Genomic DNA, 13,876 nt, shown 5'->3' on the forward strand with positions numbered 1-13,876 from the left:
GGCCGGCGCGTCCGCGACCACCCGCGAACGCGCCGACTGAGCGGTTATGGCGTTTGCTGCCGGGCCTTCGCGCGCAGCCCGAGTAAGGCGTCCACCAGCAGGAAACCGAGCAGGGTCACGCCGAACACCGGCAGGAACCACGCCCCGAGCGCGCCCACCACGATGAGTGCGACCAGCGCGGCCGGGGGCATCGACCGCCAGCCGCCGCGGGCGAACGGTTTGCCCATGCCGAACCCGTCGCGGGTCGGCCTGCGGTGCCACCACATGCGGTAGCCCCAGACCACCATGGTGATCAGCGACAGGCACACCACCGCGAGCACGATCTGGTTGGGCAGCCCGAACAGCAGGCCCATGTGCGCGTCGATGCCCCAGCGGGCGAGCTTCGCGCCCAGCGGGAAGTCGTCGAAGCGCAGGGTTTCCAGCACCTGCGCGCTCGCCGGGTCGATGGCGACCGTGTCCTGCTTCTCCGGCCAGCTGGTCTTGATCTGCTTGACCAGGTACACCTCGCCCTCACCGGCGGGCAGGGTGAGCTCGACCGGGCCGTCGAGGCCGTGGTCACGGGCGGCGTCGAGCACCCGGTCCGGCCCGGCGTCGGCAACCGGGGCCGAGTGGTGCCCGCTGTGGCCGGCGTGGGCGCCGTGCTCCGCGTGCTCGGACAGGCTGGTGGCCAGCGTCGGGGTCTCCCAGGACAGCGCCTTGCGCAGGTCGGTGATGCTCTCGCCGGCGTACTGCGACCAGGTCAGCCCGGTCACCGACAGGAACAGCAGCACGATCGCCACCCAGGACCCGGTCGCCGCGTGCCAGGCGACCAGCTTGCGCCTGCCCTTCGCGCGGCGGTCGGCCGCGCGGTGCTGGCGCCGCTTCGACCACCACAGCACCAGCCCGCCGAGCACCACCACCCACAGCCAGCTCGCCGCGAGCTCGCTGTACAACCGGCCGAAGTCGCCGAGGTGGAGGCTGCGGTGCAGCTGGTCGATCCAGGTGCGGACCGGGGTGGCCTGGCTGGAGCCGTAGGTCTCCAGCACCCCGCGCACCTGGCTGGAGTACGGGTCGACGTAGGCGGTCAGCCAGTGGCTGGCCTCCAGGTCGGGGCGGCTGAAGATGACCTGGGTGGTGTCGGTGGCCTCGCGGCCGGGGCGCACCCGGACCACGGTCCCGTCCGGCACGGCCTGCCGCGCGGCGGTCAGCTGGGACTCCAGCGGCTGCGCGGACGAACCGGCCGGGACGTGCAGCTCGTGGTCGTAGACGACCTGCTCCAGCTGCGGGGTGAAGATGTACAGCAGTCCGGTCAGCGCGGCGACCAGCAGGAACGGGCCGATGAACACACCGGCGTAGAAGTGCAGGCGCAGCAGCAGCGGACGCGCCGAGCGCCGCCGCGCCCTGGCCGCTTCCGCGTCGGTTTCGACGAACTCGTCAGTGGTCACGTCGCTAAGGTCGGCGGGCCGGGGGCAGAAGTTCCCGGCGATCCGGTCAGCGCTGGGCGAGCAGCCACCAGGCGGCGGCGAGGCCGCCGGAGTTGGTCGCGGTGTGCACCGCCATCGGGGCCAGCAGGCTGCGCCCGGTGTGGCGCCACCAGTGCAGGAACACCCCCGCGCCGGCGGCGGCGAGCATGGCCAGCACGGAGATCAGCCACAGCGGGAGGCCGCCGAAGGTGGCGTCCACCGCGGCGTTCCGCACCAGGGCGAGCGAGGGGAGCAGGTGCCAGAGGCCGAACAGCGCGGCCGCGCCGAGCACCGGGCCCCAGCGCCAGCGCTGCCCGCCGCCGAGGAGGGCGGGCAGGACCCCGCGGAAGGCGACCTCCTCGATCAGCACGGTGCCCAGCGGGATGCGGATGAGGGTTTGCCAGAGCACCTCGGTCAGGTCCGGCGAGCCGACGCGGCCGTCGTCGAAGAGCGGGCGCAACGCGGGCACCGCCAGCGCGATGGCGAAGGTGAGCAGGACCAGGCCCATGCCGGCCAGCCCCACCAGCATCCCGCGGCCCAGCTGGTGCCTGCCCAGCCCCATCGCCGGGGAGCCGACCCCGGCCGCGCGGGCGAGCAGGACCAGGAGGATCGCGGTGACGGTGCCGCACACGGGGTACGCCCACCCAGGCAACACGCGATTGGCGAGAAAGGTGGCGGCCGCCAGCAACCCCACCGCAGCGACAACGGCGACGACGCGAACGTCACCGCCGGCGCGCACACTCATACTTCGACACTAATTCGCCCATGGGCTCCCTGCCCGGTTGGCTAGCCTTCGGGCATGGAAGCGCACCTGCGGGATCTCCGCTACTTCACCGCGGTGGCCGAGGAGCTGAGCTTCACCAAGGCGGCCACCGAGCGCCTCTACATCTCGCAGCCCGCGCTCAGCAAGCAGATCCGCCAGCTGGAGAACCTCCTGCGCGTCACCCTCTTCGACCGCGACCACCAGCGCGTCACGCTCACCGCCGCCGGGGAGGCGCTGTTGCCCCGAGCGCGTCAGCTCCTCGAACTGTGGGACGACACGCGCCGCGAGGTGGGGGAAGCGGCGGCGGCCCGGGAGGCCACGCTGACCGTCGGGTTCCAGACGCGGATCGGGCGCGGGCTGATGCCCCGGGTCACCGCCGAGCTGGCGGACCGCCTGCCCGGCTGGCGCCTGCTGTTCCGCCAGATCACCTGGCGCGACTCCACCGCGGGCCTCGCGCGCGCCGAGGTCGACGTGGCGGTGGCGTGGCTGCCGGTCCCCGAAAGCGGCGACCTCACCTGGCGCGTGGTGGCGACCGAGGACCGCTGCGTGGCGCTGCCGGCCGGCCACCGGCTCGCCGAGCACACCGAGGTGCCCTTCGGCGAACTGGCCGACGAGCCGTTCATCGCGCTGCCCGCCACCGCCGGGGCCCTGCGCCGCTTCTGGCTGGCCCTCGACGAACGCGAGACCCCGCCCACGGTCGCCACCGAGGCCGAAACCGCCGAGGAGACCTTCGAGGCGGTCGCATCCGGGCTGGGCGTGGTACTGCTCTCGGCGGGCAACGCCGAGCTGTACCGGCGCGACGACGTGGTCGTGCGCCCGGTCACCGGCCTGACCCCGGCGGAACTCGCGGTGGTCTGGCGCTCCGACGACGACCGCCCCGCCATCCGCGCCTTCGTCGACGCGATGGTCCGCTGCTGGACCACCTAACCGGTGATGCGCTGGAGCGCCTCGGCCGCCGCCGCGCTCGCCTCGCCCGCTTCGGCCACCACCGAACGCAGCACCGTCACCGCCTCCACGGCCACCGGGCCCAGGCGGCCAAGCCACGCGCACGCGGTCGTGTCCGCCCGGCTGCCGTAGTTGCCGTTGTGCGGCCCCGGCCGCCCGGTGCGCACCGGGTGCTCGACGATCTCGGCGATCAGCACCGCCACCAGCCACTCCGTCTCACCGGTCTCCAGCAGCGCGAACTGCGCGTGCTGCCGGACCCGCAGCGACGGCCCGGTCGCCAGCACACGCACCTGGTCACGCAGCTCGTCACCGATCCGGCGGCGCAACGCGACGCGGCGGCAGAACCGGATCACCGCTGCCTCCTCGGACAGCCGCCCCAACCACGCGGCCACTTCGGGACGGTCCAGCAGAGCACCCCAGTTCGCCGCGACCTCGACCAGTTCCGGCGCCCGCGGCCCGTCGAGCCGCGCCACGACGTCCGGCACCAGCTCCGCGCCGAGCCCGGCGACCACGCGCAGCCGGGGATCCGCCGGATCGTCGAGCAACGCGCGCAACCGCGGCAGCGCACGCCGGTCGTCCGCCCTGGTCAGCGTGTCGAGCGCGGCGTCGCCCAGGTCCGGATCCGGCAGCAGGGCCGCCACCGCGTCCAGGTGCCCGTCGAACTTCCAGCGCCCCAGCCGCCGCACGGCCGCACGCCGGACTTCGACGTCGGGATGCTCGAGCAACCCCAGTCCGTACGGCTCGACCAGCACGGGATCTCCCCGGCGCAGCGCGAAATCCGCCAGCTCGGGCGCGTGGTCCCCGGCGAGCGCGAGCAACCACGGCACGTGCAGTTCCGGCGCGCGGTCCAGCAACTCGTCGACCGCGCGCACCGGCGTGTCCCAGTCGGGCTCGGCCCACGGCAGCTCGGCCAGCACCTCACCCGGCCGCCCGGCGCACGAGGCGAGCGGGCCGAGCATGTCCGGGTGCCGGTGAGAGCCGAGCAGCGCGCCGAACGCGGAACCGAAGCGCGCCAGCTCGTCGCCCTCCGGTGACCAGCCTTCGTGCGTGCCGAGCACGATGTGCAGCCCGAGCCGCGTCCCTTCGTCCGCCGGGACGACCGCCCGGACCGCGTCGGCGACCCCGGGTTCGTAGCAGTAGCAGAGCACGCAGGTGGTGACCCGCCGGACGGCCGGGTTCTCGTGGGCCAGCGCCGCGATCAGCCGGTCCCGCCCGGCCTCGGCCGCCGCGTCGACGCGCGTCGCCCACCATTCCTCCGCCGGCCCCCGCGCCTCGATGCCCAGGAACTCCAGCAACTCGTCCATCGCCTCGTGGCTCACCTGCCCCGGGGCGTCGAGGAACGCGTCGAAATCTCGCACCACCATCGGCCAGACGCTCACACGGCAGCGTACCGATCGGCCCGGCGCCGGCGGAGCGCGAGCACCGCCGGGATCAGCAGCGCCAGCGCCACCACGATCCACAGCACGATGGTGATCGGCCCGGAGACCAGGATCGACGGGTCGCCCTCGGACAACGTCAGCGCGCGCCGCAGCTGCTGCTCGGCGATCGGCCCGAGGATGAGCCCGACCACCGCGGGTGCCACCGGGATGCCCGCCTCCCGCATCAGCAGCCCGACCAACCCGAGACCGCACAGGATCAGCAGGTCCGCCGTGGTGCCACCGGCCGCGTACGCGCCGAGCGTGGCGAACACCAGCACCCCGGCGTAGATGCCGTACGCGGGAATCGTCAGCAGCCGCGCCCACACCCGCGCCAGCGGCAGGTTGAGCACCAGCAGCATCAGGTTGCCCACGTACAGGCTCGCGATCAGCGTCCACACCAGCGGACCCGATTCGGTGAACAGCTGCGGGCCCGGCTGCAGCCCGTAGGACTGGAACGCGGTCAGGATCACCGCCGCGGTGGCCGAGGTCGGCAGCCCGATGGTCAGCAGCGGCACCAGCACCCCGGCCGCGGCGGCGTTGTTGGCCGCCTCGGGACCGGCGACGCCCTCGATGGCGCCCTTCCCGAACTCCTCCGGGTGCTTGGTGAGCTTCTTCTCCACGCTGTAGCTGAGGAACGTGGGCACCTCGGCGCCACCGGCGGGCAGGCTGCCGATCGGGAAGCCCAGCGCGGTCCCGCGCAGCCACGACGGCCACGACCGGCGGAAGTCCTTTTTGGACAGGATGGCGCGTTCGCGCAGCGGCCGCACGGTGCTGTGCCCGGTGCCGGTGAGCAGGTGCCCGAACGCCTCGCTCAGCGCGAACAGCGCGACCACCACGATCACGATGTCGATGCCGTCGAGCAGCGACTCGACGCCGAAGACCAGCCGCGGCTGCCCGGTCTGCGAGTCGATGCCGATCAGCCCGATGGTCAGCCCGGTGAGCAGGCTCGCCGCGCCCTTGAGCAGGCTCGGCCCGAGCAGCGCGCTGACCGTGACGAAGGCGACCGCCATCAGCGCCACGTACTCCGGCGGGCCGAAGGTGGTGGCGAAATCGGCCACCGACGGCGCCAGGAAGGTCAACGCCACGGTGCCGATCGTGCCCGCCACGAAACTGCCCAGCGCGGCGGTGGCCAGCGCGGCCGCCGCCCGCCCGGCCCGCGCCATCTTGTTGCCCTCCAGCGCGGAGATCATCGACGCGCTCTCGCCGGGGGTGTTGAGCAGGATCGAGGTGGTCGACCCGCCGTACATGCCGCCGTAGTAGATGCCGGCGAACATGATCAGCGCGCTCGACGGGTCCAGCCGGAAGGTGATCGGCAGCAGCAGCGCCACGGTCAGCGCGGGCCCGATGCCCGGCAGCACGCCGACCGCGGTGCCGATGGTCACCCCGGCCAGCGCGAACAGCAGGTGGCCCGGGGTCAGCGCGCCGGCGAAGCCGTCGAGCAGCAGTGCGAACTGGTCCATCAGAACCCCCACGGTCCGGCGGGCAGGGTGAGCCCGATCAGGCGGTCGAAGACCAGGAAGACGACGGCGGCCAGCGCCCAGCCGACGGCCGCGGTCGCCGGCGGCGCGGGGCGCCGAGCAGCATGGCGGTGGCGGTGAACAGCGCCGCCGAGCACACCACGTACCCGAGCACCGGCAGCAGCAGCGCGAAAGCGGCGAGCGTGGCGACCAGCGCCACGACGCGGAGCGCGCCGTGCGGCGGGCGTTCCTCACCCGGGGTCGCGGTGGCCAATTGGGCGCGTGACCGCACCAGCAACGCGGCGCCGACCACGGCCAGCAGCACGCCGACGGGCAACGGCACCGCGGCGGGCCCGACCACGGCGGAGGTTTCGGGCAGGCGCACCGCGTCCACCACCACGAGCACGGCGGCGACCAGCATCAGCGCGCCGAAGGCCAGGGTCGCGCGGATCGTGCGCAGTTCGGTTCCAGGCATGTCCCTCACCCCAGCCCGATCTCGTCGAGCACCTGCGACACGCGTTCCTGCTCGGTGCGGACGAACTCTTCGAACTCCGGCCCGGCCAGCGTGGCGTCGCCCCAACCGCGTCGCTGCAGCGCGTCCTGCCACGCGCTCGTGCGCGTCATGTCGAGCAGCAGGGTTTCCAGCGCCTGCTCCTCTTCGTCGCTGATCCCCTTGGGCGCGGTGACCCCGCGCCAGTTCTGCAGTTCGACGTCCATGCCGCCTTCGCGCAGGGTCGGGATCCCGGGCACCGACGGGAGCCGCTCGGGACTCGACACGGCGAGCGCGCGCACGGTGCCCGCCTCGATCTGCGGCTGGATCTCGGAGAGCCCGGAGATGCCGATGACGGCACGGCCGGACAGCAGCGTGGTCAGCGCCTCGCCACCACCGGAGTGCGCCACGTAGCTGACCCGCGCGGGGTCGCCGCCCGCCGCCTTGGCCATCAACCCGGCCAGGATCTGCTCGACCCCACCCGCCGAACCACCCGCGATGGACACCGCGGGCAGGTCGGCCCGCATCGCCGCGGCGAGGTCGGCGGTGGTGCGCAGCGGGGAGGCCGAGGGCACCACGATCGCCTGGTAGTCGGTGGTCAGCCGGACCAGGGGAGTGGTGTCGGCCAGCGAGTGCGCGGATTTGTTGGCCTTGGCCGCGCCGACCATGATCAGCCCGGTGGTCATCAGCTGCGCCGGGTCGTCGCCGAAGCGGACGAACTGGCTGAGCCCGATCGTGCCGCCCGCGCCCGCCACGTTGTAGACCTCGGTCCGGCCGGCCAGCTCCCGCAGCGCGGCCTGCATCTCGCGGGAGGTCTGGTCCCAGCCGCCGCCGGGCGCGGCCGGGGCCATGATCCGCAGCTGCGCGCCGCCGAGCACGTCCATCGCCGTCGATCCGGCGGCCGTGTCGTCGGCGGGTGCGGTGGCGACCACGGCACCGGTGGCCAGTACCGCGGCCGCCCAGGGCACCCAGCGGCGCCAGGGTTTCTGCTCCATCGAACGTCCTTTGGTCGATGCGCCTTGAAGCTTTTGCATACGACTGTATACAGTGGTGTGCAGACGTTGACAAGAGCGGGAGGACAGATGGCGCAGCCCGAGGTGATCGTGGTCGGCGGGGGCAACGCGGGGTTCAGTGCCGCGCACGCGGCGGCCGAACGCGGACGGCGGGTGGTCCTGTTGGAGCGGGGCAGCCGGGAGCTGGCCGGGGGCAACAGCTTCTACACCGCCGGCGCGGTGCGGATCGTGCACGACGGGCTGGCCTCGGTGGCCGACCTGCTCGACCCGGACGACCGGCACGCGATCAGCGACCTGCCGCCGTACCCGGCCGAGCAGTTCCACGCCGACATGACCAAGGTGACCGGAGGCCGCAACGATCCGGCGCTGACCGAGGTGCTGGTGTCGCGCAGCCAGGACACGCTGCGCTGGCTGCACGGCAAGGGCCTGCGGTACCGGCTGATGTACGAGCGCCAGGCCTATCCGGACGAGCACGGCAGGCAGGTGTTCTGGGGCGGGCTCGCGGTCGGCAGCACCGGCGGCGGCAAGGGGCTGATCGAGCAGCACACCGCGGCGGCCGAGCGCGCGGGCGTGGAGATCCGCTACGGCGTGCGCGCCCGCGACCTGATCCAGGAGGGCAACCGGATCGTCGGCGTCACCTGGACCGACGACACCGGTGCCGAAGGCGAGCTGCGCGCGGAGTCGGTGGTCCTCGCCGCGGGCGGTTTCGAGGCCGACCCCGAGCTGCGCCGCGAACACCTCGGCGAGGGCTGGCAGCGGGCCAAGGTGCGGGGCACCCCGTTCAACACCGGCGACATGCTCACCGCCGCGATCAAGGCGGGCGCGGCCACCCACGGCGACTGGTCCACCTGCCACAGCGTGGCCTGGGACGCCTGGGCCGAGGGCAACGAGAGCAACCGCGAGCTGACCAACCAGCTGACCCGCGGCGGCTACCCGCTCGGCATCGTGGTGAACCGGCGCGGCGAGCGGTTCATCGACGAGGGCGCGGACTTCCGCAACTACACCTACGCGCTCTACGGCGCGCGCATCCTCGCCCAGCCGGACGGGCTCGCGTTCCAGCTGTTCGACGCCACCACCCGGCCGCGGCTGCGTACCGAGGAGTACGACATGCCCGGCGCGTCGGTCGTCTCGGCGGGCACGCTCGCCGAACTCGCCGAAGGGATCGGCGTGGACGCGGCGGCGCTGGAGCGCACGGTGCGCGAGTTCAACGCCTCGATCGACCGTGACGTGCCGCTCGACCTCGCGGTGAAGGACGGCCGCGCGGCGAAGGTCGACCCGCCCAAGTCGCACTGGGCCATCCCGCTGGAGACCGCGCCGTACTACGCCTTCCCGGTCACCTGTGGCATCACCTTCACCTTCGGCGGCCTGCGCGCCGACGAGCACGGCCGGGTGCTCGACCCGGCGGGCGCGCCGCTGCCGGGCCTGTTCGTCTGCGGTGAGATGCTCGGTGGTCTGTTCAGCGGGAACTACCCGGGCGGCACCGGCCTGACCTCCGGCGCGGTGTTCGGCAGGCGGGCTGGGACACTGGCCTGACGCCGGCACAGGGTGGGAGCGCAGCGATGACGACGAGCAGGACCGACGCGGAGGCCGTGTACCACGACCTGCGCGCGGAGATCCTTTCCGGCGGTTTCGCGCCGGGCAGTCCGTTGCGCGAGACCGCGCTCGCCACCCGCTTCGGCGTCTCGCGCACCCCCGTGCGCGAGGCGCTGCGGCGGCTGGCGCAGGACCGGCTGCTGGTGCCGGGCACGCGCGGGATGGAGGTCCGCACCATCGACGCCGAGGAGGTGGTGCAGATCTACGACATGCGCGTACTGCTCGAGGCGGAGGCAGCCGGACAGGCCGCGCAGGCCCGCGGCACCACCGATCTCCTGCGCCTGGAGGGCCTGCTCGACCGGGACCGGAAGGTGCCCGATCCTGACGACGCCACCCGCATCCGCACCAACCTGGAGTTCCACGCGGCGGTCTGGCGGGCCACCCACAACCCGGTGCTGATCGACCTGCTGGAGCGGCTGACCGGGCACCTGGTGCACGCGCCCCAGTCGACCCTGTCGGTCGGCGACCGCTGGCGCGAAGCGCTCGACGAGCACGAGAACCTGATCAACGCCATCCGCGACCGCGACGAGCAGGCGGCCAGGGCGATCGCCGCCGACCACATGAACACCGCGCGAAAGATCCGCCTCCACCTCCTGCGCGAGGCCGCCGCCCGGTAAAGTCCGGGCCAGTTGATCGCCGTTCGTCGGTAGTCAACCGAATCTCCCAGCTGTCAGTCTTTCACTGACAGTGATATCCACATGGTGAGGAGATTCTGGGTGGCCACCAAGCGAATCCTGCGGCGCACGGCCGGCACCGCCCTGGCCGGCGCGCTGGCCGCGGCCGGCCTGCTCGCGGCACCCGCCGCGCAGTCGGCCGAACCACCGGACGGCTACTACGCCGACGCCGAGGGCAAGTCCGGCGCCGAACTCAAGGCAGCACTGCACACCATCATCAGCTCGGGCGTCACCACGCTGAACTACGACGACGTGTGGGACGCGCTCAAGACCACCGACGAGGACCCGGCCAACGCCGCCAACGTGCTGCTGCTCTACAGCGGCGAATCCCGCAGCAAGGACGCCAACGGCGGCGACTCCGGCGACTGGAACCGCGAGCACACCTGGGCCAAGTCCCACGGCGACTTCGGCACCTCGCCCGGCCCCGGCACCGACATCCACCACCTGCGCCCGACCGACGTCACGGTGAACAGCATTCGCGGCAACAAGGACTTCGACAACGGCGGCGAGCCGGTCGACGGCGCGCCGGGCAACCTCACCGACGACGACTCGTTCGAAGCGCGGGACGAGGTCAAGGGCGACGTCGCCCGGATGATCATGTACATGGGCGTGCGCTGGGACGGCGGTGACGGCTTCGCCGACCTGGAGCCCAACGACCAGGTCGACAACGGCTCGGCGCCGGCCATCGGCAAGATCTCGGTGCTGCTGCAGTGGCACGAGGCGGACCCGGTGGACGACGTGGAGAAGAACCGCAACGACGCGATCTTCGGCATCCAGAAGAACCGCAACCCGTTCATCGACCACCCGGAGTGGGCGGCCTCGGTATACGGATGACGGCTTGACGGCGCCCCGGATCCCTGATGGTCTGGACCAAAGATCGACTAGGGAGGTCCGGTGCGCCGATCCGTCCGAACCACCGCGGTGGCCGCTGTCCTCGGTGTCTCGCTGGGGCTGACCCCGGGAGCGGCGGCCGTCGCGGAACCGCCGGGAACCCGGCTGCCGGTGGTCACCCCGACCCCGCAGTCGATCGCGGGCAACGGCCACCAGCTGCGGGTGCCCTTCCGCGTCGGCCTCGTGCTCGCCGAAGGGGCGGACCAGGCCACCGAGGACCTCGTCCGCCGCACGCTGGAGCACGCCGGTGCCCGTGAAGTGGTGGACGGCGAGGCCGAGCTGACCGTGGTCGCGGGCCTGATCTCCGATCCCGGCGTGGCCGGCGCGCTGACCGAAGCCGGGGGCGCGAAACCGGCCGAGCTGCGGCCGGAGGGCTATTCACTCGCCGCGCGGGCACACGGCCGCGGCGGCCTGATCGCGCTGGCGGGCAACGACGGTGACGGCGTGTACTACGCCGCGCAGACCCTGCGCCAGCTCGCCGCACCGGGCAGGATCGCCGCGGCGAAGGTGGTCGACCACCCGCTGATGGCGTTGCGCGGCAGCATCGAGGGCTTCTACGGCGCGCCGTGGTCGCACGAGGACCGGCTCGACCAGCTCGCCTTCTACGGCGACATCAAGGCCAACACCTACATCTACACCCCGAAGGACGACCTCTACCTGCGGGAGAAGTGGCGCGAGCCGTACCCGGCCGCCGAGCTGGCGAAGATCAAGGAGCTGATCGGCGCCGCCGCGGCCCACCACGTCCAGTTCACCTACGCGGTCTCGCCCGGCCCGTCGATCTGCTACAGCGACCCGGCCGACGTCAAGGCGCTGCACGACAAGCTGGCCTCCATCCACGACCAGGGCGCGGAGAGCTTCTACATCGCGCTCGACGACATCAGCTACACCAAGTGGAACTGCGCCGGGGACGAGCAGAAGTACGGTGCGCCGGGCCAGGCCGCCGCCGGGCGCGCGCAGGCCGACCTGCTCAACGGCGTCCAGCGCGACTTCCTCGACACCGTCGGCGCGCAGCCGCTGCAGATGGTCCCCACCGAGTACTCCGACGTGGCCGACTCGCCGTACAAGAAGGTGCTGCGGGAGAGCCTCGACGAGCGGATCGTCGTGCAGTGGACCGGGACCGACGTGGTGCCGCCGTCGATCAGCGTCGCCGACGCGGAGAAGGCGGCGCAGGTCTGGGGCCGCAAGGTCTTCCTGTGGGACAACTACCCGGTCAACGACTACGGGCAGACCACCGGGCGGCTGCTGATGGCGCCCTACGACAAGCGCGAAGCCGGGTTGCACGCCGCGCTCGGTGGCATCGTGCTCAACCCGATGAACCAGGCCGCGCCGAGCAAGGTGGCGTTGTTCGGCGGCGCGTCCTTCGCGTGGAACGACCAGGACTACGACGCCGGCCGCACCTGGCGCGCGGCCGCGGAGTACCTGGCCGCCGGGGACGCCCGCACCGCCGAGGCGCTGCTCGCCTTCTTCGACACCCAGCACCTCGCGCCGACCTTCGGTGAGGTGGTGTGGCAGCCGCAGGCCCCGGTGCTCAAGGCCAAAGTGGACGCTGTGCGCGCGGAACCGTCGGGGGCCGCGCTGCGGGACCTGAGCGCGTACGCCGACCTGCTCGCGGCGGCGCCCGAGCGCATCCGCGGCGGGGTGCCCGACCCGGCCTTCTCCGCGCAGGCCAAGCCGTGGCTGGACGCGCTGACCCTGTGGGGCCGGGCGCTGCAGTCCACAGTGGACGGGCTGGAGCTGGCCCCGGAGGACCGGCCGGCCGCCGACGCCGCCTTCGCCGAGTCGGCGGAACTCGCCGCCGAGGCCGCGAAGATCCAGACCATTCCCGGCACCACCCGCCCGCAGGGGCCGATCCGGGTGGCCGACGGGGTGCTGGACACCTTCCTCGCCGACGCGCCGGGGCTGATTCCCTGACCCGGCGGCGATACTCTTCTTCCCGTCGGCGAAGAGGAGTTGCCCATGGTGTGGTCGGCCACGCCGGAGGTGCACCGCGGCGTCCAGATCCTCACCCTGACCGGTGAGCTGGACCTGGCCGTGGTCGACGAGCTCGGGCGGGTGCTGGACGAGGCGCTCGCCCGGGCGGGCCACGGGCTGGTGGTGGACCTGATCGGCGTCAGTTTCTGCGATTCCAGCTGCCTGCACGCGCTGCTGCGCACCGCCCGGCGCGCGCATTCGGAGGGACTCGGGTTCGGCCTGGTGGCGGTGTCCCCGGCGATCGTCCGGCCGGTGACCGTGCTCAACCTGACCCAGGCGCTGCCGATCTCGGCCAGCATCAACGACGCGGTGGCCCGGGTCCGCCGGGGCTGAGACCAGGCAAGTGGCGGAAGTTGGCGAATTTCCCCGTCAGTCGGTTCATGCTCTCGGCCGAACTTGCTGGGCCAACGATCGCGGCGCGTCTACGCTACCCGCCGTGAGGGCGGCCGGGCAGGATCCGACGACGTCGTACGGGCACATCGGTGTGGTGGTGGATTCGCCGGAGGACCACGCCGAACTGGTCGGGCTGTCCAGGGCACGCGGCGGGCGCGCCGGCGAGAAGGTGATCGTGGTCGGGTCGGCCGAGCCGTGGGGTCGCGGGGCGGACCTGCTGGCGCCGTTCTCGCTGGGGGCCGGGCTGGTCGGCGGGCTGCGCACCGAGGTGAGCGTCGCGCAGCGCGAGGGGTACCGCGGCCTGCGCGTGGTCGCCGACATGCAGGAACTCGGCCTGGACTCGCTTTCCGCGCGCGAACTGGTGGAGTTCGAGCTGGACCTGGACCGGGTGGTCAGCGAGGCGGGCGCCACCATGGTCTGCGTCTACCACAACCGCGGGTTCACCCCGGCCGAGGTGGGCGCGGCGATGTGCGCGCACCCGCTCGGCTTCGGCGCGAACCGCGAGGACCGCGGGTTCCGGATGGGCAGCGCGGGGCGGGGGGAGTGGCGGGTCAGCGGGGAGATCGACCGGCTCAACGCGGACCTGTTCGAACTGGCGATGCTGACCGCGGCGGGCATGTCGGCCCGGATGCGCCTGACCTTCGACGACCTGCGGTTCATCGACGTGGCCGGGATGCGGGCGCTGGCCAGGGTGACGGCGGTGTTCCCGGAGCTGAGGCTGACGCTGGTGGATCCGCCGGCGTCGTTCCTGCGGTGCTGGGAGGTCTTCGGCCTGGGGGCGCCGGGGGACCGGCGCGGGCGGATGCAGGTGGAGCAGCTCCGCTGA

Annotated in this window: 13 protein-coding genes; 7 read left to right on the forward strand and 6 right to left on the reverse strand. The window is 72.8% G+C overall.

From position 1 onward, the window contains the following. Positions 1–44 precede the first annotated feature (44 nt). Positions 45–1,424 (reverse strand): PepSY domain-containing protein, encoded by a 1,380-nt coding sequence (locus JYK18_RS44815; RefSeq protein ID WP_206810373.1) that lies wholly within the window; start codon positions 1,422–1,424, stop codon positions 45–47. A 46-nt stretch (positions 1,425–1,470) separates the two neighbouring features. After that, complete coding sequence (locus JYK18_RS44820) at positions 1,471–2,187, reverse strand: type II CAAX prenyl endopeptidase Rce1 family protein (RefSeq protein ID WP_206810374.1); 717 nt, start codon at positions 2,185–2,187, stop codon at positions 1,471–1,473. Positions 2,188–2,241: 54 nt separating this feature from the next. Here JYK18_RS44820 and JYK18_RS44825 point away from each other — a divergent pair, with 54 nt between their 5' ends. Next, a complete protein-coding gene (locus JYK18_RS44825; RefSeq protein WP_206810375.1) occupies positions 2,242–3,132 on the forward strand; it encodes a LysR family transcriptional regulator in 891 nt (296 codons plus the stop codon). On the opposite strand, the gene JYK18_RS44830 is transcribed toward JYK18_RS44825, so the two are convergent. From JYK18_RS44830 to JYK18_RS44845, 4 genes are read right to left on the reverse strand one after another with little or no spacing between them, the layout of a single operon-like run. Further along, positions 3,129–4,514 carry a HEAT repeat domain-containing protein gene (locus JYK18_RS44830; protein WP_206810376.1) on the reverse strand — a complete coding sequence of 462 codons (1,386 nt, stop codon included), beginning with the start codon at positions 4,512–4,514 and terminating at the stop codon, positions 3,129–3,131. The genes JYK18_RS44825 and JYK18_RS44830 overlap by 4 nt on opposite strands. Before the next feature lie 11 nt (positions 4,515–4,525). After that, a complete protein-coding gene (locus JYK18_RS44835; RefSeq protein ID WP_206810377.1) occupies positions 4,526–6,028 on the reverse strand; it encodes a tripartite tricarboxylate transporter permease in 1,503 nt (500 codons plus the stop codon). Positions 6,029–6,065: 37 nt separating this feature from the next. Then, entirely contained in the window at positions 6,066–6,500 is a 435-nt protein-coding gene (locus tag JYK18_RS44840; protein ID WP_206810378.1) for a tripartite tricarboxylate transporter TctB family protein, read from the reverse strand. A 5-nt stretch (positions 6,501–6,505) separates the two neighbouring features. Further along, positions 6,506–7,510: a tripartite tricarboxylate transporter substrate binding protein gene (locus tag JYK18_RS44845; RefSeq protein WP_206810379.1), complete on the reverse strand. Its 1,005-nt coding sequence runs from the start codon at positions 7,508–7,510 to the stop codon at positions 6,506–6,508. Between the two features lie 87 nt (positions 7,511–7,597). On the opposite strand from JYK18_RS44845, the gene tcuA reads away from it, so the two are divergent. The 6 genes from tcuA to JYK18_RS44875 all read left to right on the forward strand — a co-directional run bounded on the left by tcuA (position 7,598) and on the right by JYK18_RS44875 (position 13,876). Next, positions 7,598–9,061 carry an FAD-dependent tricarballylate dehydrogenase TcuA gene (gene tcuA, locus JYK18_RS44850; protein WP_206810380.1) on the forward strand — a complete coding sequence of 488 codons (1,464 nt, stop codon included), beginning with the start codon at positions 7,598–7,600 and terminating at the stop codon, positions 9,059–9,061. Between the two features lie 26 nt (positions 9,062–9,087). After that, positions 9,088–9,738 carry a GntR family transcriptional regulator gene (locus JYK18_RS44855; protein WP_206810381.1) on the forward strand — a complete coding sequence of 217 codons (651 nt, stop codon included), beginning with the start codon at positions 9,088–9,090 and terminating at the stop codon, positions 9,736–9,738. A gap of 117 nt (positions 9,739–9,855) precedes the next feature. Further along, positions 9,856–10,629 (forward strand): endonuclease I family protein, encoded by a 774-nt coding sequence (locus JYK18_RS44860; RefSeq protein WP_374195133.1) that lies wholly within the window; start codon positions 9,856–9,858, stop codon positions 10,627–10,629. 60 nt (positions 10,630–10,689) lie between these two features. Continuing rightward, complete coding sequence (locus tag JYK18_RS44865) at positions 10,690–12,597, forward strand: beta-N-acetylglucosaminidase domain-containing protein (RefSeq protein WP_307796364.1); 1,908 nt, start codon at positions 10,690–10,692, stop codon at positions 12,595–12,597. Between the two features lie 45 nt (positions 12,598–12,642). Continuing rightward, on the forward strand, positions 12,643–12,990 hold the full coding sequence (locus JYK18_RS44870) for an STAS domain-containing protein (protein ID WP_206810385.1): 348 nt from the start codon (positions 12,643–12,645) through the stop codon (positions 12,988–12,990). Positions 12,991–13,093: 103 nt separating this feature from the next. Further along, complete coding sequence (locus tag JYK18_RS44875; protein WP_206810386.1) at positions 13,094–13,876, forward strand: MEDS domain-containing protein; 783 nt, start codon at positions 13,094–13,096, stop codon at positions 13,874–13,876.

The organism is Amycolatopsis sp. 195334CR (assembly GCF_017309385.1).
Classification (GTDB): Bacteria; Actinomycetota; Actinomycetes; order Mycobacteriales; family Pseudonocardiaceae; genus Amycolatopsis.